29 protein-coding genes are annotated in these 23095 nt (G+C 63.4%); 13 read left to right on the top strand and 16 right to left on the bottom strand.

The features are described 5' to 3' along the window. Positions 1 to 4 precede the first annotated feature (4 nt). The 5 genes from ACOZ4H_RS08070 to ACOZ4H_RS08050 all read right to left on the bottom strand — a co-directional run bounded on the left by ACOZ4H_RS08070 (position 5) and on the right by ACOZ4H_RS08050 (position 4780). Complete coding sequence (locus tag ACOZ4H_RS08070; protein ID WP_424328785.1) at positions 5 to 1099, bottom strand: asparagine synthase C-terminal domain-containing protein; 1095 nt, start codon at positions 1097 to 1099, stop codon at positions 5 to 7. Beyond that, positions 1099 to 1785: a PHP domain-containing protein gene (locus ACOZ4H_RS08065; protein WP_424328784.1), complete on the bottom strand. Its 687-nt coding sequence runs from the start codon at positions 1783 to 1785 to the stop codon at positions 1099 to 1101. Before ACOZ4H_RS08065 ends, ACOZ4H_RS08070 begins: the two co-directional genes overlap by 1 nt. A 249-nt stretch (positions 1786 to 2034) precedes the next feature. Next, the gene (locus ACOZ4H_RS08060; RefSeq protein ID WP_424328783.1) at positions 2035 to 3270 is read right to left on the bottom strand and encodes a TIGR04347 family pseudo-SAM/SPASM protein; all 1236 of its coding nucleotides are present in this window, start codon (positions 3268 to 3270) and stop codon (positions 2035 to 2037) included. Next, positions 3267 to 3581, bottom strand: a complete 315-nt coding sequence (locus ACOZ4H_RS08055) for an Htur_1727 family rSAM-partnered candidate RiPP (protein WP_058995159.1) — start codon at positions 3579 to 3581, stop codon at positions 3267 to 3269. The genes ACOZ4H_RS08060 and ACOZ4H_RS08055 overlap by 4 nt, the downstream gene beginning before the upstream one ends. Before the next feature lie 173 nt (positions 3582 to 3754). Continuing rightward, entirely contained in the window at positions 3755 to 4780 is a 1026-nt protein-coding gene (locus ACOZ4H_RS08050; protein WP_424328782.1) for a hypothetical protein, read from the bottom strand. Between the two features lie 94 nt (positions 4781 to 4874). On the opposite strand from ACOZ4H_RS08050, the gene ACOZ4H_RS08045 reads away from it, so the two are divergent. Further along, positions 4875 to 5519, top strand: coding sequence for a hypothetical protein (locus ACOZ4H_RS08045; protein WP_424328781.1), 645 nt, complete (start codon positions 4875 to 4877; stop codon positions 5517 to 5519). 29 nt (positions 5520 to 5548) lie between these two features. Here ACOZ4H_RS08045 and ACOZ4H_RS08040 read toward each other — a convergent pair whose 3' ends face one another. Beyond that, on the bottom strand, positions 5549 to 6223 hold the full coding sequence (locus tag ACOZ4H_RS08040) for a cytochrome c biogenesis CcdA family protein (RefSeq protein WP_424328780.1): 675 nt from the start codon (positions 6221 to 6223) through the stop codon (positions 5549 to 5551). 53 nt (positions 6224 to 6276) lie between these two features. Between ACOZ4H_RS08040 and ccmA the strand changes: the two genes are divergently transcribed. Together ccmA and ACOZ4H_RS08030 are read left to right on the top strand one after the other, a co-directional pair. Further along, a complete protein-coding gene (gene ccmA, locus ACOZ4H_RS08035) occupies positions 6277 to 6975 on the top strand; it encodes a heme ABC exporter ATP-binding protein CcmA (protein ID WP_424328779.1) in 699 nt (232 codons plus the stop codon). After that, entirely contained in the window at positions 6972 to 7649 is a 678-nt protein-coding gene (locus ACOZ4H_RS08030) for a heme exporter protein CcmB (protein WP_004956946.1), read from the top strand. Before ccmA ends, ACOZ4H_RS08030 begins: the two co-directional genes overlap by 4 nt. Positions 7650 to 7661: 12 nt before the next feature. Here ACOZ4H_RS08030 and ccsA (ACOZ4H_RS08025) read toward each other — a convergent pair whose 3' ends face one another. Genes ccsA (ACOZ4H_RS08025) through ACOZ4H_RS08015 form a run of 3 tightly spaced genes read right to left on the bottom strand, consistent with a single transcriptional unit; the run spans position 7662 to position 11957 of the window. Continuing rightward, a complete protein-coding gene (gene ccsA / locus ACOZ4H_RS08025) occupies positions 7662 to 10028 on the bottom strand; it encodes a cytochrome c biogenesis protein CcsA (protein ID WP_424328778.1) in 2367 nt (788 codons plus the stop codon). Then, positions 10025 to 10489 carry a thioredoxin family protein gene (locus tag ACOZ4H_RS08020; RefSeq protein WP_424328777.1) on the bottom strand — a complete coding sequence of 155 codons (465 nt, stop codon included), beginning with the start codon at positions 10487 to 10489 and terminating at the stop codon, positions 10025 to 10027. The genes ccsA (ACOZ4H_RS08025) and ACOZ4H_RS08020 overlap by 4 nt, the downstream gene beginning before the upstream one ends. A gap of 49 nt (positions 10490 to 10538) precedes the next feature. After that, positions 10539 to 11957, bottom strand: a complete 1419-nt coding sequence (locus ACOZ4H_RS08015) for a cytochrome-c peroxidase (RefSeq protein ID WP_424328776.1) — start codon at positions 11955 to 11957, stop codon at positions 10539 to 10541. Between the two features lie 153 nt (positions 11958 to 12110). Between ACOZ4H_RS08015 and ccsA (ACOZ4H_RS08010) the strand changes: the two genes are divergently transcribed. Then, positions 12111 to 12875 (top strand): cytochrome c biogenesis protein CcsA, encoded by a 765-nt coding sequence (gene ccsA, locus ACOZ4H_RS08010; protein ID WP_424328775.1) that lies wholly within the window; start codon positions 12111 to 12113, stop codon positions 12873 to 12875. A gap of 2 nt (positions 12876 to 12877) precedes the next feature. After that, complete coding sequence (locus tag ACOZ4H_RS08005; RefSeq protein ID WP_424328774.1) at positions 12878 to 13000, top strand: CcmD family protein; 123 nt, start codon at positions 12878 to 12880, stop codon at positions 12998 to 13000. Between the two features lie 38 nt (positions 13001 to 13038). On the opposite strand, the gene ACOZ4H_RS08000 is transcribed toward ACOZ4H_RS08005, so the two are convergent. After that, the gene (locus ACOZ4H_RS08000; RefSeq protein WP_424328773.1) at positions 13039 to 14568 is read right to left on the bottom strand and encodes a sulfite oxidase; all 1530 of its coding nucleotides are present in this window, start codon (positions 14566 to 14568) and stop codon (positions 13039 to 13041) included. Between the two features lie 14 nt (positions 14569 to 14582). Continuing rightward, positions 14583 to 15092, bottom strand: a complete 510-nt coding sequence (locus ACOZ4H_RS07995; protein ID WP_424328772.1) for a cytochrome c maturation protein CcmE — start codon at positions 15090 to 15092, stop codon at positions 14583 to 14585. 270 nt (positions 15093 to 15362) lie between these two features. Between ACOZ4H_RS07995 and ACOZ4H_RS07990 the strand changes: the two genes are divergently transcribed. Next, a complete protein-coding gene (locus tag ACOZ4H_RS07990) occupies positions 15363 to 15950 on the top strand; it encodes a halocyanin domain-containing protein (protein WP_424328771.1) in 588 nt (195 codons plus the stop codon). Between the two features lie 283 nt (positions 15951 to 16233). On the opposite strand, the gene ACOZ4H_RS07985 is transcribed toward ACOZ4H_RS07990, so the two are convergent. Then, positions 16234 to 17385, bottom strand: coding sequence for a multicopper oxidase domain-containing protein (locus ACOZ4H_RS07985; protein ID WP_424328770.1), 1152 nt, complete (start codon positions 17383 to 17385; stop codon positions 16234 to 16236). A gap of 211 nt (positions 17386 to 17596) precedes the next feature. On the opposite strand from ACOZ4H_RS07985, the gene ACOZ4H_RS07980 reads away from it, so the two are divergent. The 3 genes from ACOZ4H_RS07980 (at position 17597) to ACOZ4H_RS07970 (ending at position 18720) form a co-directional block, all read left to right on the top strand. Continuing rightward, positions 17597 to 17974, top strand: a complete 378-nt coding sequence (locus ACOZ4H_RS07980; RefSeq protein ID WP_004516178.1) for a helix-turn-helix domain-containing protein — start codon at positions 17597 to 17599, stop codon at positions 17972 to 17974. Between the two features lie 2 nt (positions 17975 to 17976). Further along, the gene (locus tag ACOZ4H_RS07975; protein WP_424328769.1) at positions 17977 to 18276 is read left to right on the top strand and encodes a DUF7521 family protein; all 300 of its coding nucleotides are present in this window, start codon (positions 17977 to 17979) and stop codon (positions 18274 to 18276) included. A gap of 147 nt (positions 18277 to 18423) precedes the next feature. Further along, a complete protein-coding gene (locus tag ACOZ4H_RS07970) occupies positions 18424 to 18720 on the top strand; it encodes a DUF7521 family protein (RefSeq protein WP_424328768.1) in 297 nt (98 codons plus the stop codon). Position 18721: 1 nt separating this feature from the next. Here the strand turns inward: ACOZ4H_RS07970 and ACOZ4H_RS07965 are convergent, their stop codons facing one another. Further along, complete coding sequence (locus tag ACOZ4H_RS07965; RefSeq protein ID WP_424328767.1) at positions 18722 to 20035, bottom strand: hypothetical protein; 1314 nt, start codon at positions 20033 to 20035, stop codon at positions 18722 to 18724. Positions 20036 to 20124: 89 nt separating this feature from the next. Here ACOZ4H_RS07965 and ACOZ4H_RS07960 point away from each other — a divergent pair, with 89 nt between their 5' ends. Together ACOZ4H_RS07960 and ACOZ4H_RS07955 are read left to right on the top strand one after the other, a co-directional pair. Then, positions 20125 to 20403: a DUF2249 domain-containing protein gene (locus ACOZ4H_RS07960; RefSeq protein ID WP_424328766.1), complete on the top strand. Its 279-nt coding sequence runs from the start codon at positions 20125 to 20127 to the stop codon at positions 20401 to 20403. Further along, a complete protein-coding gene (locus ACOZ4H_RS07955; RefSeq protein ID WP_424328765.1) occupies positions 20400 to 20672 on the top strand; it encodes a glutamyl-tRNA reductase in 273 nt (90 codons plus the stop codon). The genes ACOZ4H_RS07960 and ACOZ4H_RS07955 overlap by 4 nt, the downstream gene beginning before the upstream one ends. 83 nt (positions 20673 to 20755) lie before the next feature. Here the strand turns inward: ACOZ4H_RS07955 and ACOZ4H_RS07950 are convergent, their stop codons facing one another. Together ACOZ4H_RS07950 and ACOZ4H_RS07945 are read right to left on the bottom strand one after the other, a co-directional pair. Beyond that, positions 20756 to 21073, bottom strand: a complete 318-nt coding sequence (locus ACOZ4H_RS07950) for a cupin domain-containing protein (protein ID WP_424328764.1) — start codon at positions 21071 to 21073, stop codon at positions 20756 to 20758. Next, positions 21070 to 21303 carry a DUF2249 domain-containing protein gene (locus ACOZ4H_RS07945; RefSeq protein ID WP_004591790.1) on the bottom strand — a complete coding sequence of 78 codons (234 nt, stop codon included), beginning with the start codon at positions 21301 to 21303 and terminating at the stop codon, positions 21070 to 21072. Before ACOZ4H_RS07945 ends, ACOZ4H_RS07950 begins: the two co-directional genes overlap by 4 nt. An 89-nt stretch (positions 21304 to 21392) precedes the next feature. On the opposite strand from ACOZ4H_RS07945, the gene ACOZ4H_RS07940 reads away from it, so the two are divergent. Together ACOZ4H_RS07940 and ACOZ4H_RS07935 are read left to right on the top strand one after the other, a co-directional pair. Continuing rightward, a complete protein-coding gene (locus tag ACOZ4H_RS07940) occupies positions 21393 to 21929 on the top strand; it encodes a hypothetical protein (protein WP_424328763.1) in 537 nt (178 codons plus the stop codon). A 315-nt stretch (positions 21930 to 22244) separates the two neighbouring features. After that, the gene (locus ACOZ4H_RS07935; RefSeq protein WP_424328762.1) at positions 22245 to 22571 is read left to right on the top strand and encodes a hypothetical protein; all 327 of its coding nucleotides are present in this window, start codon (positions 22245 to 22247) and stop codon (positions 22569 to 22571) included. Positions 22572 to 22594: 23 nt separating this feature from the next. On the opposite strand, the gene ACOZ4H_RS07930 is transcribed toward ACOZ4H_RS07935, so the two are convergent. Continuing rightward, the gene (locus tag ACOZ4H_RS07930) at positions 22595 to 22960 is read right to left on the bottom strand and encodes a hypothetical protein (RefSeq protein ID WP_424328761.1); all 366 of its coding nucleotides are present in this window, start codon (positions 22958 to 22960) and stop codon (positions 22595 to 22597) included. Positions 22961 to 23095 lie beyond the last annotated feature (135 nt).

Below are 23095 nucleotides of genomic sequence, written 5' to 3'. Positions count from 1 at the left end.
CGACTCACTGCACGAGCGATTCGACGTACTGCGTGACGTGGTCGTCCATCCGGCGCTTGTAGCCGGCCTGCCGGGCTAGGCGGTCGAGTTCCCGGGCGGCGAGCGAGCCGTACTGTGCGGCCTTCTTGTCCCGTGAAGCGATTTCCTCGGGGAGCGATCCGCGGGCCGCGGCTCGGAGCGCGACCTTTCGCGTCTCGCCGTCGACGAGCAGGTCGCCGTCCAGTCGGAGCGCGGCGTCGACGACGCGGTCGTGTAACAGCGGCGTCACCGGTTCGACGCCGGCGGCCCGCAGCGCGAGTACGTCCCGCTCCAACTGGTCGGGGAGCGAGGTGATCACTTCTTGCTGGGCCCCGCGGACGGTGTCGGCCTCGACCCGGGGGTCCTCGGGGGCCTTGGCGACTTTCGCGTAGCCGCCGAACAGTTCGTCGGCCCCCTGGCCGAGCGCCAGCCGGTCGAAGCCGTCGGCGGCGACCTGTTCAGCAACAAGGTATAACGGGAGCGCGATCTGGACCGCCATCGCGTTCGTTCGCCCGGTTGCGCGGGCGATTTCGGGGACGGCCCGCTCGATAGCGTCATGGGTGAGTTCGACGACGCGGACCTCGGTTCCCAGCAGATCGGCGGCCGACCGCGCCGCCTCGACGTCGTGGCTGTCCGGGAACCCAGCGACGTACAGCGGCGCGTCGAGCCGTGCCGCGAGCAGCGCCGAGTCCACGCCACCGGAGAACGCAATCGCGAGGGCATCGGCGTCGACGGCGTCGATACTCGTCTCGACAGCCTCGCGGACCTGTTCGATGGCTATCTCCCGGTCTCCGAACGGCTCTGGCGACGGGAGCGACCACCGCTGTCGGGTCCCGCTATCGTCCCGAATATGGCCGGCGGGGAACGAACGTGGGTCGGCCAGCGCCGTTGGGTCGTGGCTCCACTGCTCGGGGTCGAGCCGCTGCTCGTCAGAAACAGCACGCTCCACGAACAGCGGGTACCGTCCGAGAACGTCGCGGACGAGACTCCCGTCCAGTTCCCCCGCAAACCCGCCGGTCCCCGGGAGCGGGTCGCCGCGTTCGAGGGCAGCGGCGACGGTGTCCGTGTCGGCTCCCTGCATCACTGGAGGAACTCCGCGATGCCGTTCTTGACGCGTCGCTTCGCCCCGCCGGCGGCCTGCCGGAAGCTGATCCGCCACGGCGTCCGTTTGCCCTCGACGGTCGTCTTGCCCTCGCGGATGGCGTCGAGAATCGCGTCGGCCGTTCGCTCGTCCGTGCCGACGTTGGTGACTGCCTGCCCGACCATCTCTGCGATGTGGGCGTCGCTCCCGGCGGTCATCGGCAGCCCTTCTCGACGGGCGAACCGCTCGGCCTGCCGGTTCGACCGTCCGGTCAGCAGCCGCGAGTTGTACACTTCGATGGCATCGGCCGTCGCGAGTTCGGCCTTCGAGATGTGTTCCAGCACGCCGTGGCGGGACTCTTGGAACGGATGCGGGACGACCGCAAGCCCGCCCTGGTCGCGTATCCGGTCGAGCGTCTCGTCGAACGGGAGGTGTGGCGGGATGGCCTCCTGAATCCCCAGGGCGAGGACGTGTCCGGCGGCACATGTGACCTCCATCCCGGTGATCCCGACGAGACCGTACTCCGGGGCGAGTTCGGCCGCCCGGAGACTGGCGTCGATTTCGTCGTGGTCAGTCACGGCCAGCGCGTCCAGACCGACGGCGCTGGCTTGCTCTAAGAGGAGCTCGACTGGGTCCCGGCCGTCGTACGACAGCGACGAATGCGCGTGTAGCTCAACCGACTGCACAGGTGTCGATAACGGGGGGCAGGGCAAAAACGCCCCGGTCCGCCCCGGTGCTCACAGAGAACAAACCGGCCGCCGTGTCCATGGCGGCCGAATGCCCGAAGGAACGCCCATCTGTCCCACGAGACTGAGCGTGTGTTTCCCGACGACACGACCGTCAGTCGACGGTCGCATGTGGCAGTTACCGGTACACGGGAATGAGTGGTCCCCCTCAGCTTGGCGGGGATTAAAATGGGGTGGGTCGCTGGCGACTCAGTCGGCAGAGCTCTCGCCGGCCATCGAGCTCTCACCGGTGTCAAACGGCGGCGACCCGTGGATCTCCTCGTCTTCCAGGTAACACTGCGGGTCCGGGGCGAACAGGTCGTCTTCCACGGTGAGCGCCCGGAGTCGGGAGCCGCCGCGACAGACCTCCGCGTAGCGGCAATCGGCGCATTTCCCCGTGAGGTGCTCTTCGCGGTTGCGAAGCGCCGTCAGGAGCGGGTTCGACTCGTCCTCCCAGATAGCGCCGAACGAGCGGTCGCGGACGTTCCCCAGCGAGTACCCCTGCCAGAACTGCGTGAGGTGGACGTTGCCCTGGTAGTCCACGTCGGCGACGCGTTCGCCGGTCGGGTCCCCGCCGTTGACCCGCAGGTACTCGTACACCCGCTGGGCCTGTGCCTCGCTCATATGTTCGCGGGCGTACTCGACGAGATAGGCCGCGTCGGCGTAGTTACCGACCAGTAGCGTCTCGATCTCCTCGCCGCGGTCGTGGTACTCGCGGGTCATATCACAGACCCGCTTCACTGCCTGCCGGCGGTCCTCGGGCGTGAGGTCGGCGTCGACAATCTCGGTCCCGCGGCCGCCGTAGTCCAGGTGGTAGAAGCAGAAGCGGTCCACGCCCACGTCGGTCAGCAGGTCGACGACACCCTCCAGGTCCGCGGCGTTGCGCTCGGTGATCGTGTACCGGAGTCCGGTCTTCAGGCCCGCGTCGAGACAGTTCTCGATCCCCTGGACCGCGCCCTCGAACGCGCCGTCGACCCCGCGGAAGTCGTCGTTTCGCTCCGGCAGCCCGTCGACTGAGACGCCAGCGTATTTCAGCCCGGCGTCCTTGAGCGACCGGGCGCGCTCTTCGGTGATGAGCGTCCCGTTGGTCGAAAGCACCGGTCGGACGCCGACCTCGTTCGCGTAGGCGACCAGTTCTTCGAGGTCCTGCCGGACGAGCGGCTCGCCGCCGGAGAACAGCACCACCGGCGCGCCGTAGTCGGACAGGTCATCGAGCAGCGCTTTCCCCTCCGCGGTCGAGAGCTCCCCGTCGGCGATTTCGGTGTCGGCGGCAGCATAGCAGTGATCACAGTAGAGGTTGCACTGCTTGGTGACGTTCCAGACGACGACGGGCCGGCGCTGCTTCTCGTCCCGGATCTGGCGTTTGGTCGACTCGTTGGCCGCGTCGTACCGGAGGCCGTCCCCTTCGGCGTCCAGGTCACAGAGCAGTTTCGAGACCGATATCATCGGTTCTCACCCCGGAGCGTCTCAGACTCCATCTCGTCGACGCTCATGGTGGCGTCGTCCCCCGCTTTTCCCGTTCCGAGTGTCGCGGCGTCCGTCTGGTAGCGGTGCGTCTCGTCGGCGGGACACAACCACAGCGTGACGGCAGTCCGCGCGAACAGCGACGCTGCCTGCTCCCTGGCGATGTCGGCGGACGGCGCGCTGACACTTCCGACGTGGGTGAGCGGGTCCGCCGTGTCCTCGCGGACGAACACCTCCCACTCGCGACTCGTTGCGCCGCGCGGGGCGTCTACCTCGTGGTCGAACTCTTCCATACCCCCCTGTTAGACTCCCCAAGAAAAACGGGACTAGCGTGTTCTCAGCTACTGGGAACTACCCAACCGCCGGTGTTTCAGATCGATTGGAAAACGCTGCTGACATCATCTGAACGGAGTCTGCAAGCCGCGCCAGCGCAGAGTGGTACCGGATTGTTGCGGTCAGGCCACATTCACTCCGAGGTCTGTGCGTCACGGAGCGTCTTGGTATCCACGTCCTGTCGGACACGTATCGTGCTCTCGCCCGCTCGCTCGACGGTCGGGTCGTCGAAGACCGGCCAGTACGACAGGCGGAACGTCTCCCGTTCGGCGGATTCCGCGGCACCTCGATAGACGGCTTCGACGGCAGAGGGTTGCGCGGGCGCGTCGGGGGCAAACGAGAGCGTGACCTGCATCCGCGCGGTATCGTACGACTGCTCGCTGCTGTTGGGAAAGACGGTACTCGCGAGCGCACCGTAGAGGTCGCCCGCAACGCCCTCGAAACTACCTGGGTTCGGCGACGGAAACAGCACACCCTGTGCGTCAGCGGCGACGTAGGCATCGTAAAACAGCGGCCGGGTCTCGGGGCTGGCCCCTGCCCACGACGGCTCGGTGCCCGTTCTGGCGTCGAGGAGCGCCGACGTGAGGTCGTCGGCCCGGTCGCCGCTGAACCGGACGTAGACGCTCCATTCGTTGCCGCCGATGTATGTGAGCTGGCGCTCGCCCTGCTCGTCGGTCTGGTGATACACCTGGTAGCCGTCGACGGTCGAGTCCTTCGTCATGCCCTGGGCTTCGAACGATTCGAGCAGGGACGGTGTCGGCCCGCGGGCGATAACAGCGACTTCGAGCGCCTCGGTCCGGTACGTCATCGCCATCGGAACGCTGTTCTCCGTCCGCGCATCGCTTGCCGCGTCAGCGATGAGTTCGTTCCCGGCTGACGCGTCGAGCCGAGCGAACCGCAGGTCGGAGACGCTCACGGTCTGGTAGCCGACCTTCTGAGGGTTCGAATACGGGAGCGTCCACAGCGGTGGGAGCCAGCGCCGGAACTGGTACTCCGTCGGAACTCGTTGCACTGTCCGCTCGGGCGTCGGTGTCGCGGTGTCAGTCGGGGTTGCCGCTTCGCCGCCGAACAGGCCGCTGGACGAACAGCCGGCGACTGGAATCGAAAGTGCGGACCCGAGCAGTGCGAGCGTTCTCCGGCGCGTCTGGTTTCGATTCACGTTTCAGGAGCCTTGCTCGGATGTTTTTCCACCGAGCCTATGAGCGTTGTGCAATCCCGGCATCCTCACCGCTGGACGCTGGCGGGACGACGGCGTGAGCCAACCACCGCGCGTGCCGACCGACTTGTTTTTCATCGACGGGACGTACTACAGACCGATGCCGGACTGTCCCGATACCGTCGCCGACCGGCGCACGCCGACCGTCGCGGGGGTCGTCGGTGCAGGACTGGCAGCCTGTGTTGCTGTCGGGTTCGGGTACGCGTCCCTGATTGGCACAATCGCGACGTTACGCACAGTCCACGTATGGGTCGGGACCGCGTGGACGGCGCTCGTGCTCATGTATGGATTCATCGTTGCACCGCTGCTGCGGGAGCGTGATACAGACGGGGCGTACGCGATAGTGGGCCGACTTGTGCCAGCGACGATTGTCCTGTTGCCCACATTGGCAGTCGTGACGATTACCGCCGGCGTCACGATGGCGCTGACGTACGAGATCGTGTGGCCGATGACCACGCTGATCCGGACCGTACTCGGTGTCGCAGTCGCTATCGCGGGCATCGCACTGCTCGGCGTGCTGCCGACAGACGTTCTCATCTACCGCGAACTCCGGAGCGCGAACCCCGACCCCGAGCGCGTTGTTTCCCTCGGCGCTCGTACCGCGACACTGCTCACCGTTCAGGGCGCATTGCAGGTGATGATGCTGTTCCTGATGCTCCGTGTTGCTGCGATGGCCGGGTAACGCTTCGGCGACACCACGCTGTCGCTACGTTATATGTTCGAGAGTAACACGCGGTCTAACTGGAACAGCAGCGCGACACCACTCAGTAGCAAGAGATACCCGGCGAGACGACGGACCGTTTCCGTCTGTTCGACGCCCGGGAGTGCGTCTCTGACCCGCCCGCCGGCGACCTTGCTCCCGTAGGCGACACCGAGCATCGGGAGCCCGAATCCGACACCGTAACTGAACAGCAGGAGACCACTCTGTGAGACATCGCCAGTCGTTCCCGCGTACGCCAGCACAGCGCCGAGGACTGGGCCGACGCACGGCAACCAGAGGATGCCGATAACGAGTCCGAGCGTGAACCCGGCGACGAGCGGGTGGGCCGCACTCGAGAGGACGCTGATACCGTCGACCCGTCCCGAGATTTTCGACGCGGTCGCCGCGTACGCTTCGTGGAGGTCGTCATCGGCCATGACCGCGCCGAAGGCGATGATGACGAGGAACGCGGGCGCCCGAAGCGAGTCGGACGTGAGCGTTCCCAGATAGCCCGTGAGCAGGCCGACGAGCGTAAACGAGACGATGCTCCCGGCGACAATGGTGAGCGGTTTCAGCCGATGGCCCACGCTCCCCGACAGGAGCGGCGGAAGCACCGGGAGACAGCACGGCGTAAAGACAGTCACGGCACCGGCGGCAAACGACGCGAGAAGCGAAACCGCTGCCATACCAGTACTTGCATTACAAAAGGTAAAAACATCTGCTGTCCGTGTCTCCGGTGATGGCCTTCCTCTCGCTGTCTACAGTCTCAAAGTATTTCGGCCCAAAGGTCGGTGTTGAGGGGATCAGTATCGACGTGAGCCGCGGCGAGACGGTGCTTCTGTTCGGTCACAACGGGTCAGGCAAGACCACGTTACTCAGACTTCTGGCGACGCTGACCCGGCCGAGCGAGGGGACGATTTCCCTGCAAGGCACCGAGTTCTCTCGCGACCGGCCGACACAGCGCGGGGAACTCGGGTTCGTCGCCCACGAGACGTATCTGTATGAACAGCTGACTGCCCTGGAGAACCTTCGCCTGCACGCCCGGTTACACGGGGTTGACCCGAACCGATGTGAGGCCCAACTGGACGCTGTCGGGCTCACCGACAGAGGGAACGACCCCGTGAGCGAGTTCTCCCACGGGATGGCAAAGCGGCTCGCACTCGCCCGGGCGACGCTGCACGACCCCGCGCTGTTGTTACTTGACGAGCCGTTCACCGGGCTCGACGAGGAGTCACTGCTGCGGGTGACGGATCAGCTACGCGAACTGGAGGAGACGACAGTCGTCTTCGCGACACACGACGTGGACCGCGGGTTCCGCTACGCCGACCGGGTGCTCGTGCTCGACGGCGGACAGCTCGTCCGGGATATCGACACGGCCGAGTGTCCCGGGCCGGACGCGATCAAACAACAGTACGTGAACGCACCTCGACAATCATGATTCGGCAGTATCTGCGCGTCGTCCGAGCTATCGCGGCGAAAGACCTGTTGCTCGAAGCACGCGGTAAGCGCCGGGCCAACGGCGCGGCAGTGCTGGCGCTGCTGATAGTCGTTATCTTCTCGTTTGTGTTCGTCCGCCGCGTGGACGAGCAAGCGGTCATCGCCCGCGGTGGCCTGTGGATCGCACTCGTCTTCGCCACGACGCTCGCCCTCTCCCGCGGCATCGCCGTCGAGGACGACAACGCCGCAATCGAGGGGCTGATGCTCGCACCTGTCGACCGGTCCGCTATCTACTTGGGGAAGGTCTGTAGCTCGGCAGTGTTCGTGACGGCGATTGGATGGGTAACACTCGTCGCTGTAACGGTGTTCCTCGGCACGCCGTTCGAACCCGCCTTGCTCGTCCAACTGGCGCTCGTGTTCCCACTCGCCGCAATCGGATTCAGCGCCGCCGGCGTGTTGTTGACCGCGCTAACGTTAAACTCACAGGTCAACGAATCACTCCTGCCGGTGTTGCTCGTCCCGCTCGTCGTCCCGGTTATCCTCGCAGGGATCGAACTCACGAGCCTCGCCGGTGGGCCATTCTGGCTGTCGGAGTGGTTCCGAATCCTCCTCGTGTACGACGGGACCGTTATCGTCACCGGGTGGGTGAGCTTCGAGTTCGTCATCGAAGCCTGACCGCGCTTCGACTCAATCGCGACTTCCGGAGCGACGGCCACCGGCGGCACCCGACGCTGGATCGAACAGGAAGACCAGCCCCATGCCGACGAGCATCACTGCGACGCCGAACCAGATCTGGTTGGCAAGCGGGTAGCGACTGATTTCGATCGAGAGCCCGCCCGCGGTGCGAGTCCCCACGACGTACGTGTCGCCGGTGATGCCACGTTCGATGAGCGGGTCGTTCGTCTGCATATCGCGACCGCGATACGACTGTTCAGCGACAGTGCCATCGGCGACAAGCGTGTCGCCCCGGTACAGTTGAACGTCGAACCGATGGTCGACGACCCGCGGCGAGTACACGTCTGTCGGCGGGGCCGACGCCGGTCCGACGTTTTCCCCGTTGGTGTAGACGAGCGCGTCGATGTTCTCGGAACGAGGGTCAGAGAGTGTCCCGCGGGCGACGATCACCGACCCCTCTTCGAACTGCACCGTCCCGCTGTCGGCACCGACCCATACACGGGACCCGTTGAGCTGTGCGATGGTCGTGTCCTCGAAGCGTTGCACTGCGGTCACCTCTCCTTTTACGAGAATTACCGATGACGAGGGGTCAACGGAGCCGGCTTCGGCCGGCGTCATCGCCGCCTCGGTCATCGTCGGCGTGTTCTCCGGCGAGTAGTTGGTTACCTCGACCGTGTACGGCGACCCCTCGACGTCGCGGACGATTCGCTCGCCGGTATCGTCCAGTTCTGTCGCGCCCACGATACCAACGGACGCCGTCGTCGAGAAGACATAGACGAAGGAGACGGAGACGATGAGCAGCGCCGCGCCGACGTGAATGAGGGCGATGCCGGTCTCGTTTAGTTTCGCCTGCCGTCCGGTCAGTCGGCGGAGACGGCCCGCGTAGCGGACGACCCACGCGCCTGCGAAGTACACGGCCGGCGGAAGCACGGTGACCACACTGAGGCTCCCGATGGCGCGGTAATACACCGGGTCGAACGGCTCAGTCGACGCCAACTGCCACTCAGGTCGTGCCAGCGCGACGCCGACAACGAGGGCGGTGACGAGCACTGCGGCGGCGGTCCCGACTGTCGTTCGCGTACTGAAGCGCTCTTGCTGTGCGTACATCCCACCAGCCAGGAGCATCCCGACGACGACCGGGAAGCTCCAGAGGTTGTAGTATCGCGCGTCCACGCTGACCTCGACGCCTGAAGCGAGGCTGCGAACCACGGGGAACGTCAGGCCCCAGAGCGAGACGAACGCAAGCAGGACGAACCCGAGCACAGCGCCGTGGTAGATAGTTGCACGGTCGAGCAGTCCCGCCTCCTCTGCGTCGCTTTCCGCAGTCCGGAACCAGTGGACGAACGCGGGACCGACCGCTAGCGTGCTCGTCGTTCCGAGGAGGAACAGGACGCCGCTCCCGATGCCCCCGCCGGCGAACGAGTGGACGCTCCGGAAGACACCGCTCCGGACCACGGTCGTCGCGTAGATGACGAGCGGGAGCAACGCCGCCGTGGCGGCTGGCGCGAGCACTGCGTACCGGCCGGAGCGCCGGTACTGGTTGAGCGTATGCAACACGGCGGTCAGTCCGAGCCACGGGATGAGCACTGACGTTTCGACTGGGTCCCACGACCAGAAGCCACCCCAGCCGAGGACTCGATACGCCCAGATGCCGCCAAGCGTGATCGCGGCGGTCAGCAGGAGCCACGACCCCCGGAGCCAGCGCGTCATGCTGCCCAGCCAGTCGTCGAACATGCTCTCCGTCCCCCGGAGTTTGGCGACGAAGTGGGTCACGCCAACGGTGAAGGGAACCACCATGAGCGCGTACGCCGAGAACGTTATCGGCGGGTGGATTGCCATGAACGGGTCGACCAGTAGCGGGTTCAGCCCGCTGCCGTCCTGTGGAATCCCGTTAGCCGCGACCGACGGGTACTCCGCCGACAGGGGAATAAACGGGCTGTCGTTGACTAGCATCCAGGCGAACACGGTGACAACGCCCATCCCAAGGGATTGCGAGAGACGTGCGCCGCGTGTGCTGTACCGGCCCAGAAGCAAGGTCGTCGTGACGACAACAGCCGTGAGCATCGCCCACAGCAGTATCGATCCCACGTTGGACGCGTACACTCCTGTGACTTTGTACAGCGTCGGGAGGTAGTTTGCAGTGTTGTCCCAGACATACGCGTTGGTGTAATCCCCACTGAGAAACTGCGAAGTCAAGTATAGCAGTGCGATGACGAACGACCCCGTCGCGACGCCCGCGGCAGCCTGACTGACGCGAAGGAACGACTGGTCGCCGGTCGCGTACTCGTAGCCGAGCAACGCCGTGGCGAGCACGCTCCCGAACAGGCCGATTGCCAGCAGCCAGGTCCCGACAGCGAGGCCGAGCACGACCGTCGTCATGTTGCCTCCTCGGAACCCCGTTCGAGCGTCGCGAGCAGTTCGTCCCGCCCGATGTACCCCTCGACGCTCTCGACGGTCTCACCTTCCGGCGTCATGATCCGGTGTTGTGGCGGATACGTCGCCTGATGCTGGCGAACTAGCGCTGTCCCGTTCCCCGGGTCGTCGATGTTTACCGCGAGCAATACGTAGTCGTCCAGCGCGGCACGAACGGTTTCGTTCCGATAGTGGTTTTTGTCATATCGCTCGCAGTACGTACACCACGTCGCCCAGTAGTAGACTAGAACCGGCTTGTCCTGTGACTGGGCCGCATCGAACGCGGTACTGGGGTCGGTTTCCCACTCTAAACCGCCCTGATACGTGTGTGCGTCGTCTCGGACCACCGGTGCAGCGTTCATCGAATAGTAGCCTACCCCAAGGACCACCAGAAAGAACGCGATGGTGATCGTTTTACGAGCGTTCATTTGGTGACTGTGTCAAAATATGTGATGCCAGAAAGGCTGTCGGTTCCTGTTACCGCTTGCGCTGGGCGTACGCCACAGCAAGGAGCGCGATGATTAGCGCCGCGGCCATCATGAACGCGGCGGCACTGGTCGGGGAACTCCCGTCGCTGCTACCGCCGCTAACCCCGGCCTGCTGTGGTTCCGCTGTCTGCTGTGATGCGGCCGTTTCTGCGGGCGTTCCGACCGAAGCCGTGTCATCGCCGCTGTCCGGCGCAGACGCCTCGCCCGCATCTGCGGGGAGCATGGGTTCGCCGCCGCTTCGAGAGGGCAGACGCGGCATTTGTTGCTCGGGGTACTGTCCGGTGAGACTGGTCATGAACGCGGTGACGTTCTCGGCCTGCTGGTCGGAGATGTTCTGGCCGACCTGGCAGGACGCCATCACCCTCGTCGCGTTCTCTAGCGTCCGGACCTGACCGTTATGGAAGTACGGCGCTGTGTGCTCGACGTTCCGGAGCGTCGGAACTTTGAACATGTGTTCGTCACTGCTGTCGCCCGTCACGTCAGCGCGCCCAGCGTCGGCATACAGGTTGTACTGTTCGATGTACTGGTCGCACTGCGGGTTCGAACCCTGGTAGACGCCCAGCTTCTGGTAGTATCCGTTCCCGTTCTCCTGCTGCCACTGCGGGCCGTTGAAGGCGGGACCGGAGTGACAGCCCTGACAGCCCAGTTCCTTGAACGTCTCCATCCCGTTGAGCTGCCGTTCGGTCAGGGCGTCCTCATCACCTCTGACGTACCGGTCGTACGAGCTGTTGGGGGTGATGAGCGTCCGCTCGTAGGCGGCGATTGCGTCGACGGTGTTGTTGAGCGTGACCGGGTCCTCACCGCCGTAGACCTCCTCGTACATTTCGACGTAGCCCTCGTTGTTACGTATCTTCTCCATCGCCGCCTCGGAGGTCGGCATCCCCATCTCGACGCCTGCGGTGATGGGACCTTTTGCCTGCTCTTCAAGCGAGTCGGCGCGGCCGTCCCAGAACTGGGTGCTCATGAACACGGCGTTCCACACTGTCGGCGAGTTCCGCGGCCCGGTCTGGCCGTGGACACCGCGACCGACAGTTCGGCTCCCGTCACCGCCCTCCATCACGTTGTGGCAGGTGTTACAGGAGATAGAGCCGGTGTCCGAGAGGCGGGGGTCGAAGAACAGCCGCTTTCCGAGTTCGATCTTCGCCTCCGTGTCGTTGGGCTTCCGAACCTCCTCATAGGACGGCAGCGGCTGACTGGTCGGAGGTTCGACGGGTAAATCGGACGTCTCGTTGCTACTCTGATTACTCGTCTGTGCGGTCTGTTGCGCTGTCTCGTCAAGCGTGTCGCTCACTGCTGGACCTGACGGCCCCCCATCCACAGCACCGACGGTGCTTACGATAGGTCCGCCAATCAACAGTAGCGACATACCGACGACGAAGACGGCGCGAGCCAACGGCTGTCGCGACATATTCGTACATGTTCCTGATTCCTATTAAAATCGGACGGTAAATATGCAGGGGGTGTCGCGCCAGCTCAGTCGACCGCCGTCTATTGATTACCGGCCTTCGGTTCGTTGAGAATCCGCACAACAGTTTTTTGTTTGGCCTCAAGAACTGAGCGTATGAACGTATTGTCACGGCTCGAAACCCGCGGGATTCCGTATCTCCGCGCGCTGTTTCGGTCTAGCAGTATCAAGTACCTGACCCTCCTTGCCGGGCTAGCGTCGCTGGGGAGCGTCTTCGGCATGGCATCAGATTCGATGTACGGCGTGAGCAATCAGATCAACCTGATCGCGTATTGGCACATCGGCCTAGCGACGGCCGCGGCGGTCGCGCTCACGGTGACGTTCCTCGGATGTGCCCTCTATCTGACGACCGAGACGCCGTTCTGGGAGTTTCTCGCCCACTCGTCGGGCGAAGTCGGGTTCCTGATGGTCACGCTGACGCTGGCGACTGGGAGCGTGTGGGGGAAAGTCATCTGGAACAGCTGGTGGGAGTGGACTGACATCCGCCTTGTCACGTTCCTCGTCATCTGGTTCATCTACGCGGGCTACCTGCTCATCTACTCCGCCGGCGGGGACTCCGCCTCGCTCAAACGCATCACGTCGGTATACGGTATCGTCGGGTTCGTGACCGTGCCGCTCTCGTATCTGTCCACGCGGCTCTGGACGCCCACGTTCCATCGACCGACGACTGGGAATCCGGACGCGGACGCGACGATTACAGTCCCGGCTTTACTCCTTTCCATCGCGGCACTCCTGCTCGTCTATCTCTATCTCGTCGGGTCCCGGGTACAGCTACGCGAACTCAAACGTCGGGTCAACTACGCCCGTCGCGACCGGGCGCTCGACGACCACGCGATGGGGCCGAGCCAGGGGGGTGATTAAAGATGGAACCCCTCCTTCTGGTCGGCTACAGCGCGGTCTTTCTGGCGCTCATCATGTATGTCGGCTACCTCCGTAACCGGGTCACGGCACTCGAAGAACAGATTTCGGAACTCGTCGATCAGTAACGCAGCGCCCGTTTGAGTCGCCCGGGCCAGGCCAGCTTTTACAACTGGACGCTCAGATCAAGCCGACTCCAGCCGGTCGCGCCGTCCGGAAACGGACTTGAACGCACACGCGTCTGCTCCGCTCCGGTTCCGTCGATTGCTTTCGCTACGACAGTGTAATCGGAGCGCTCCGGCTGCCATTCGTACTTCCACTGCCGCCAGGTGTCCGGGTCCGGCAGTTGGTCTGACAGCGTTGCCGCGTCCCACGTTTCGCCACCGTCAAGCGAGACAAGCACCGCTCGTATCCCATCTGTTCCGGCGTAGGCGTGTCCACCGAGCTGGACCCGTCCGTCGGAAAGGCGGTTACTCGTGCTGATTTTGACGACCGTATTGACCGTACCCATGCCGTTCCAGCCCCGCTCTTCCCAGTAGCCGCTCTCCGACTGGTCGACGACCTCGATCTCGTCGAGCCACTTCACGTTGAGCTTGCCCCACCGGTTGGGGAGCAGCGCGCGGACCGGGAAGCCGTGTTGGCGCGGGAGTTGGCTTTCGTTCATTCCGTAGGCCAGCATCGCGTCCGAGAGCATCGACATCGGCATCGAGTAATAGTAGTCGTCGGCCGCGCGGAAGACGACGTGGCTCCCGTTCGCGCCGGCTTCAGAGAGAACGTCCATGAGCGAACAGCCCGTCCAGAGGGCGGTACCGATCTGCTCGCCGTCGACCGGGTCGCCCAGACAGCGGAGTGTTTTGAACCGATACATCGTCTCTCGCTGTCGCAGTTCCTCGTAGGTAAACTCCCTCTCAGTCTCGACGTTGCCGGTGACGGAGAGCGCCCAGCTATCCGCCTCGACAGTCGGCGGACGGGGATTGATATCGACGGTGAAAAACGAGTCCGTCGTGTCGACCAGGCCGGTCATCCCCTCGACATCGAGCGACCGGTCGGCCGCCGTGGCGAGGCGCTGATCGACCGGGTTGGACTCGTCTTCACGTTCTGACGACGACGTCGAGAGGTCCTCTGTCTGGGAGCCGCTGCCCTGCACGAATCCGACGGCGTGCGCGACGACGTTGTAGGCCCCGAGTCCGGCGAGGGTCTTTACGAACGCACGCCTGTCATCAGGGGTCGCCGGCTGCTCGCTGCTGTCGTCGGTCGAGCGCGCAATCACCAGCCCGGTCCCGATTGTCCCGGCGGCGGCAGGTACGATGGCGGGCAGCGGTGACCAGACAGTAGCGGCGACGAACACCCAGACGACGAGCAGCGATAGCACCATGCCACCGACGTTCGGGGCCCCCTCGACGAGCCGCTCACCCGCGCGAAATCCGGCGTAGCTGACCGCACCAGTTACCCCGGCCAGCGCGATTCCGAACACGAGGAGGGCAAGCGAAAACGACAGGTCGCCGAAGTTCCAGATGATCGAGGCGACTAGTGAACTCGGGAGGACGTCCAGCGCGGTTCGGCTCGCCGCGATGATGACGAACTCCCGAGACGTCCCATACAGTGCGAACGAGGTCCCCACAACCGAGACCCCGCTAGTGAAGACAGTGATCGCACGGCGAGACCGGCCCTGAAAAATCCCAGACGTCTCGTTCATGGATCGAAACGTGGTTATTGTACCGGCCGCGCCGCGACCGCTTGTTCACTGTCTGTCCCGTCGTCGCTTGACACGTTGCCGTATGCCGTCACGTTCTCGTGGCCCGTGACGTTCGCGTGGGTACCGTTCATCGACTCGTATTTCGTGGAGTTGTTGTGGCCTGGGGGATGCTCGCCCTCGTGTGCGCGGATCGATAGCGATTCCGCTTCGACCACGCTTCCGTTGTAGTACCCCTTTGCGACGACCGTCCGCCCGACGGACATCGTTTCCGGCATCGGACCGTCATAGACGACAGGGACCGATGCGTTCCCGTCAGTGACGTCGAACGACAAGCGCTCGTTCGTCTGTTCGATATCGATGGCAATGCCTTCGAGGTTTACTCTGTCCCCGTTGTATTCGTTGGTGTCCGTTATCTTCGTTGGCGTCGTAAACTCGGCAGCACCACCCATCGTGGTGACGGCCATCGCCCCGAACAGTACCGGGATTAACACACCGCCGACGAGGAGTCGTGTCTTCGTTTGCATAGATGATCGTGCGATAGTGTGGCGTCACGGCCAGACCGTTCGGTCACAGCGCAGTTCGTGGACTCGTATGGAGACGTGATGGCTACAGGAGTTTGTAACTACCGAACGCGTACGCATCCTTGTTCAAGAGTAGGTACACGATTGCTTTCAGTAACTCAGTCCGTTATCAGCTCCTGGGAACGCACGCGGCTATTATGCTCCCGAACATATTCACTTCCTCGTGACCAACATGGTCGCGTGACGCGTCGAGCGGAACGCAATTCGATACCTATGACTGATACAGACGATCTTGACAGACGTCGGTTTATCGCGAGTATCGGCACAGTAGTCGCAGGGACATCTATCGCGGGGTGTACTGCGCCCGGTACGAGTTCGGGCACGGGCGAGCAGTCGCCAAGCGCCGAAACCGAAGCGGACGCTGGCGAGGAAACAGCAGCGCCCACGGAGACGGCGACAGCTGCGGAAGAGGAGGCGACCGCTACCGCATCCGGGAGTGGGGACGTCCCCTCGTCGGTGTCGTCATACCTCAGCGAGACGACTAACTTCGACGGCAGTGCGACCGACGCGACCGACCAGGACACTGTCACGGTGGACGTCGGCGCATCGGGGAACAACGGGAACTTCGCGTACGCCCCGGCCGCAATCGAGATCTCGACCGGGACGACGGTGCAGTGGGAGTGGACAGGAAAGGGAGCCGCGCACAACGTCGTGGCGGAAGACGAAACGTTCAATTCCGGGTCGTCGGCCAGTGGGACGGGCGTCAAGTTCGAATACACCTTCGAGGAAACCGGAGTGTATAACTACTACTGCACGCCTCACAAGGCACTCGGAATGAAAGGCAGCGTAATCGTGCGGTAGCATCACACCGGTCGTCGGACTGAGGCAGAAACCGCTCTCGTACTTCTTCTCGGCCACGGATCTCAAATACAGAGCACTGTCGCTCCTGTCCGGAGAACACGGTAGCCACAGCGGAGCGTCCTGCGACCGCTGGGAGCGGCTACAAGATTACGAATTCAATATAGCAATATCGGATTTATTGTCGGGACGAACCCCCGTTCTTCGGAAGGAACGCCGTTCCTCGAATTCGGCCGAGATGTGCTGAAAAACGAGTCGCCTCACATCGGCGCACCAAAGCGCCGTCTTACGCTTCGTAGCCGGCGTAATCCATCAATTGCTTGAAGATGTCGGTGTCCATCGCCTCCTTGTAGACGACGCCGGTGACCATCCCGCCGGGGTAGGAGTTCCCGTTCATCGCGTGGCTGACCTTGTGACAGTGCGCGAGGTAGATACCGGGGTCGGCGTCGGCCTCGAACTCAATCGTATGTCGCCCAGCGGGCGGGATGCTGGTGATATCCTGGTCGTGGCGGGCGGCTTCCGGAATCTTCCCGCCGTCCTTGTGGGTCACCTGGAAGCGATGGTTGTGGATGTGCATCGGGTGGTCCATGTACCCGTTGTTACACATGTGGATGCGCACCGTGTCGCCCTGCTCGACGATGATCGGCGAGCCGTCCTCCGGGTGGAGCGTCCGGGGTGCCGCCTTGCCGTTGATGGTGAACGTGTCGGGACGGCGGTTGCGGGCGTCGTAGCTGGCATCCATGCCGGCCATCTGACGGTTGAGCCGGGAGTCCCACTCCTTCAGCGTCATGAAGTACTCCTTGTCGGCCGGTTCGTACCCCTTCGGGTCGACTCGGAAGATACCGTACATCCCCATGTCGATGTGGCGATGGGTCTGGTAGTGACAGTGATAGAGATGCGTGCCCGTCACGTTCGCGGGGATGGTGTAGGTGTGTTTCTGGCCGGGGTCGATGCGGATGCCCGTCGTCGTCGGGACGCCGTCGTCTTCCCACTGCTTCTGGACGGCGTGGAAGTGGACCGTGTGCGGGCGCATACCGTCCGTGTTGTCGAAGGTGACCTCCATGTCCTCGCCCTCGGTCGTCCGGAGAATCGGCCCCGGGACGCTCGGCTCGCCGTCGTCGGCTTTGAACGCCCACACCTTCGGGAGTTCGACGGGGCCGCCCATCGACTCGCCGGGATGGGCTTCGTGTTTGGCCGGGACAGAGGAGAGCGTCACTTCGCCGCCCTGCTCGTCGACGTTGACGATCTCCGGCGGCGAGGTGGTCGGGAGGTCGCTGTCGGATTGTGCTGGGGTTGTGCTGGTGTCGACTGACTCTTCGGTTGGAACCTCACCCGGGGCGGTACAGCCCGCAAGCGCGACCGTGCCACCGAGGCCGGACGCTTTCACGAAGTCACGACGGGAGATGCCCGATCCGGGTGCGCCGATCTGGTCTTCCATAAGCAACTGATCGTAATATCCCACAGTATAAACCCCCGAAGGGAGTTCTCAGACCGACAGAAGCGTTCTCAGTTACTGGGAACGATGGAACGGTTACAGATAAGTGCCCCATATATTGCGTGCTGTGTGGCGGAAACGTCGGCTATGTCGGGCGGTAAGCGCTCCTAAGTCGGTTACATTAAACGTCTTGGGCGGGCAGTGTCGGGCAAGGATGGTCCGGGACCCCTTCGCTGACGAGGAGACGCCGGAGTTACAGGCGGTCCTCGACGCACTCGACGACGAGGATTGTCGTGCTATCGTCAGCGTACTGGAGGAACCGTTGACGGCGAGTGAGATATCCGACCGGAGCGGTGTACCGCTATCGACGACCTACCGAAAGCTCGAACTGCTGACGGAGTCCTCGTTGCTGTACGAGGGTGTCGAGGTCCGGTCAGACGGTCAACACGCGAGCCGATACGCTATCGACTTCGAGGAAGTCGTCATCAGTCTCGACGAGGAACTGTCGCTCACCGTCGATATCTCACACAGGGCTCGGACGCCGGACCAACGGCTCGAAAACCTCTGGTCCGAGGTGCGAAAGGAGACATAATCATGGTACACATCCCAAGTTCACAGGTCGGCATCGTCGTCTCGAAGACACTGATCCTCATTCTTGGTGGACTGATAACGTACTACTCGTATCAGGCGTACAGCCGGACGAAAAGCCCCCAGCACAAGTGGCTCACCTACGGGTTCGGGGTGGTGACCCTCGGTGCGTTTGCCGGCGGTGTCCTCGACATCGCCGTCGGCAGGTATCTCGGTCAGCAACTGCTCGCTGTGAGCGTCTTCACGTCGAGTTCACTGACCGCCATCGGGCTGGGCATCATCCTGTACTCGCTGTACGTTCGGTAGCGGCCACGTAGCGCCCCCGCGTGACACCATCTTCGCCTCTTGAGTATCGGTTTCGGTCAAGGCGGGCAACTGCGCCGTGGCAGTGGTATTCTCACCGGCTGGAAACGCTACGGACGGTATATTTACCAGCATGTGTCAATCAGAGCTATGTTAGGAACGAACGCAGTTTTGTTAATCGGGATGAAGACGGTCACACTGGTCTGTGGAGCAATACTGACGACGCTGACCTACCGCGCGTACCGCCGTACTGAAGCACCGGCGATGCGGGCACTCTGTCTCGGTATCGGGTTCGTCACGTTGGGCGCAATACTCGGCGGCACCCTCCACCAACTCGTCGGCATGCCAGTGGCACAGAGCGTCACCGTCGAAGAACTGTTCACCGCTGCTGGGTTCTTTATTCTGACCTACTCGGTGTACACGGACCAGCCGACCGCGACGAACTAAGTCACGAATCCTCAGCGGACGTGCGCTCACGACCGGTCAGCAGTGTGGGCAGTGACTCTGGGCTGTGTTCGACGAGAACGGCGGCGAGGTTGCCCGCGAACAGCACGGTCCCGAAAAACGCGAGCGCCCCGGCGACCAGCGCCGTGCCGTCCGGTGTCTCAGACCACTGATTGCTCACGATGAGGGCGTACGCGACAGTCAGCGCAGCGCCGTCCACAGCGGCGATTCGGTGATCGTACAGGTCATCGACCATGGGCACGTCCTCGAAGCCGAGGCGGTCGCTGTACCGGTGGACCCAGACGATGAACGGGACAACGTGATACAGCGTCCCGAGGACGACGAAGCCGATGCCGCCGACGAGCACCACTGTCGACGGCTGACCGAGCAGCCCGGCGTACGCCAGCGGGTCGTTCCACCATGCGAACACCGTCAGTCCCGCCCAGAGAAACAGCGATAGCGCTGCGACGCTGTATCGGGTCAGCATCGGTGACCACTCGACACGCGCGCCGAGAAGCTGTCGTGCCAGAAGTGCCGCCACCACGCCAACGCCAGCAGCGACGAGAACCGCGCCGAACCGGGCCAGAACGGGTGACCCGATCAGCCGACCGCTAGCGAGCGCAAGAACGCCGAATGGATAGACGGCCGTCTCCGCCCGCTGGACCGCCGCGTCGATGTTGCCGGTGTCGGCTTGGGTGAACATCGGGGCGAGCTGCGCCAGTGCACCCGCGACGGTCGTCAGGACCGCACCGAACACGGCGAGTGTCGCGTGGGCCAGCAGGAGTCCCTGCCGGCCGATTCCCAGAAGCGGGAGGACGCCGGCGGCGTGGTCCATCGCCAGCACGAACCCGGCGGCAGTCACGAGGGCGAAAAACACCAGTGCCCAGCCGAAATGAATCGCCGTTACGTCGGGCTCCGCAGCGAGAAGCGTCCGTCCGATATTATAACAGAGTGTCCAGATCCCGACCACCGCGAACGCTCCAGCGACTGGCAACAGGGCAGGAGTCGCTGTCAGGAAGCCGGCCGCCAGACCCGCGAACCCGACCGCGGCGAGTGGTAGCTGCGCAGCAGCGAGGCGACGAGAATGGAGTTCGATGCCACACCAGACCGGGACGAACTGCGTCAGCGCCCCCATGATAGTGAGACAGACCCATCCCGCGAGCAAAAGGTGGACCTGTGCGAGATGGCCGGCCCGCCCCTCGACGATGCCGACGGTGACACCGGCGACCAGAAACGCCAGTGCGACGATAAAATGACGCAGCGGAATCGTCATCGGCGGTGCGGCGTTCGCGTCCACGTCGGCAGGTATCCCGCTCATTACCGTTTAGTACGAGCCAGGCCCTGCTGGCAATGGGGCCGAATATGTTCGGGAAAAGGGTCGGCCCGCTCACAACCGAACCCGAACATATGGCGTCGAACCACCCAGAGCAAATCGCGGCCCTGATTTCGGAGACGGATGCACCCACTGACGCGCCTACGGAGCGCCTCGATGTGCAGTCGCTCGGGCCACCGAAGCCGCTCAAGCAGACGCTGGAGCGACTCACAGAGCTGGACGACGATACCGTCCTCGTCCAGTTCAACGACCGCACCCCACAGCACCTCTACCCGAAACTCGAGGACAGAGGCTACGACTTCGAAAGTGTTGAAACCGATGATGCCACAGTGACTGTCATCTGGCGCAGATGAGTCGGAACACGGAGTCACCCGCTGACGTCGAAGAAGCGATAGCTCGTATCGACAGCCGAGGTGCGAAGATTCGGCGGGAGCAACTCGAGCAGACGCTGTCACAGCTACAGCAGGACAGCGAACTAACGGCTGACCAGCGGCTGGCAGTCGAGAAGCTGAGCGAACGGCTCGTCGAGCGACTGCTCGCTGTCCCCCGGGCGAGTCTACAGGACGCGGCAAGGAGTGCGGACGACGAGCGGATCGAAACGGCGATCTCCCTGTTCGAGTGATACTATCGGTTGTACTCCCGTGACAAATGTTGCTACCACGGGATAGCGAAAATCGTCACGAAGGTACAGCCACCAGTACGAGTCTATTCCGACGTCGCCGCCAGAACGAGCAGTGCCTCGCTGTCCGCCGTTGCGGCGGGGGAGATGTCTTGGTCACCGTCGAACCGGACGATCTCTCCGGGTGAGAGCGACAGCGTCTCGTCGCCGAGCGTCAGGTCCACGGCGCCCGAACGGAGGAGGAACACGATGTCCCGACCGGGATGCTTGTGAGCCGGAATCGACTCGCCCGCATCGAGCGTCAACCGGATGGTCTTTGGCTCCCCGTCGAACAATCTCGTCCGGCCGTCCCCGTCGCCGTCGAGGGTTGCTCGCTCGGTTTCTGTGGCGGTAGATTCGCTCATTGTTTCGGAAGGTCGGCGACGTACTTCTGTGGGCCGTCCTGCTCGCACTGGTAATTCGCCGCGTCGAACGCCTCGACCTCGGCTTGCATCTCGTAGAACAGCGGCTTTGGCTCGTGATCGTTGATAATCCGAAGCGTCTCCCCTGAGGACAGCGCCTCGAAGGAGTCGTGTATCTTCGAGTGTCGCTCCGGCGGCGGCGTCTCGCGCAGGTCGAGTGTGGTTGCTGGCATCACCTGAGCGTTCGTCGGGCGTCGTGGAGGGGGTTCCCCCGAACACGTTCGGGAGTAGGTCCTGATGGCTGCCGCCCGTTCGGTTCAGTATGAGCCTTCTCTCCGGCCTCCGTGGCGGCTCAGACGTCGGGTTCGATAGCTACGGGACGTTCGTTCCCGAACACAACCCGGACCCCGGCCCGTTCCTGTCAGAGACAGCAGTACTGACCGGCACCGACCACGCCGCGTTCCACCGACTCACGATGGATCTGTTCGACGAGCGCGGCGTGTACGACATGACTTTCGGGTACAACCTCGCACGGCTAAACCTCGACCACCGGCACCCAGATGCGGGCTTCCGCTACGGTCGTGAGACGGACGACAGTAGCGTGTTGCGAGCCGAGTTCACGCCGACGACTGAGTTCTGCCCACAGAGCGATACGCTGACTGTCGGCGCGTTCCGAGCCTGGAACGGGCTGTCGGACCGCCACGAGTACGACCTCGTCCGCGTCCGGGTGAGCCCGGGTCACCACCAGAGCACGAGTATCAACGACAAACTCCAGCAACTCGAAACGCGGTACCGGCAAACCGGCGAACTCCGGACGGACGACGAAGACGAGTCGTCCGACGAGAGCGTCCCGTTCTGACAGAATACAGTCATCACAGGAGCGGTCTCCGTGAACTCACGAAGATACAATCGCTGGCATAAGTGGTCGGTCCGGGCCATCACACTGCCGCAATACCGTGGCGATGAACCGCTTGTTTTGACGAACTGAAGACATGGAAAACGTTATACGGTTTGCTGGGCGACATATCGTAGACTGAGCCTACTGGGTGGGACATCGGTGGCTTGGTGGGATAGTGGAGGGTTCCTCCACTACAAAAAGCAACAAGGTATCAAAAAACGATGATATCAGGTTACTTCCAGCGTGGCGTCGCGGCTGGCCGGAGGGGACTCTGAGATGGGCACCGGCATCTTCCGGGATGCGGACGGCACCTACAACAAGCGGCTTCTGGGACTGTTACTTCTCGTTCTATTCGCCGTCATCGGGGCCGGCGTTGGGACCCTCGGTCTCACCGACAACAGCGATCCGGAACCCGACCAGTCCGCTACCGAGATGACGCCGAGCCCGACAGAGCCGACGCCAATAGAGACACCGGACGGAACTGACTCCGCTCAGACCGAGAGCGGCGGCAGTGCCTCACCGCCGCCGAGTGCGCTCCTGACTGAAACTCCGTCTAGCACCCAGTCCGACGGGCGTACTACCAGCAACGCGACGGATGGATAGTCCAACAGCGTGACGTCGGCTCCTCAGGAAAACAGCAGATTGAGATTGAACCCGGTCACGCCGATCCCCATCACTGTCAGGAGCGCCGGCGGGCCGTAGTAGAGCAGCGGGTCCTCCTCAAGCACGCCGCCCCAGATGCTCACGCCGAGACAGCAGTAGATAACGAGGAGTTTGAGTCCGAGGAAGCCGCCGCCGCCGAACGACTGAATCGCCCACCTGATCGCCGGGTTCGCCTCGGTGAACGTCGGGACGAAATAGACGATGGCGATAGTGGTAACCACGTCGCCGACACCGTACGTCGCCAGCGCCACCGCCCACACGCTGGAGAAGGACCGGCCGGAGAAGGAACTCCCTTCCAGCGTCAGCCAGTCATCATCGGCAGCACCCATACTGCGTTGGGGTATGGGCAGCGGCTATATATACTCCGAGGGCCGGTTATCTGATTTGAAAAGGACGGTTGCGGTGTGGTGCGCCACGGGTCATTGAGCCGATCCCTCGATTTAGCCGCCTCAAAGAGCTATATT

The organism is Haloarcula amylolytica, from assembly GCF_049705545.1.
Lineage (GTDB): Archaea > Halobacteriota > Halobacteria > Halobacteriales > Haloarculaceae > Haloarcula > Haloarcula amylolytica_B.
The sequence above is the reverse complement of the archived record's forward strand: the minus strand, read 5'-3'. Positions and strand labels throughout refer to the sequence as shown.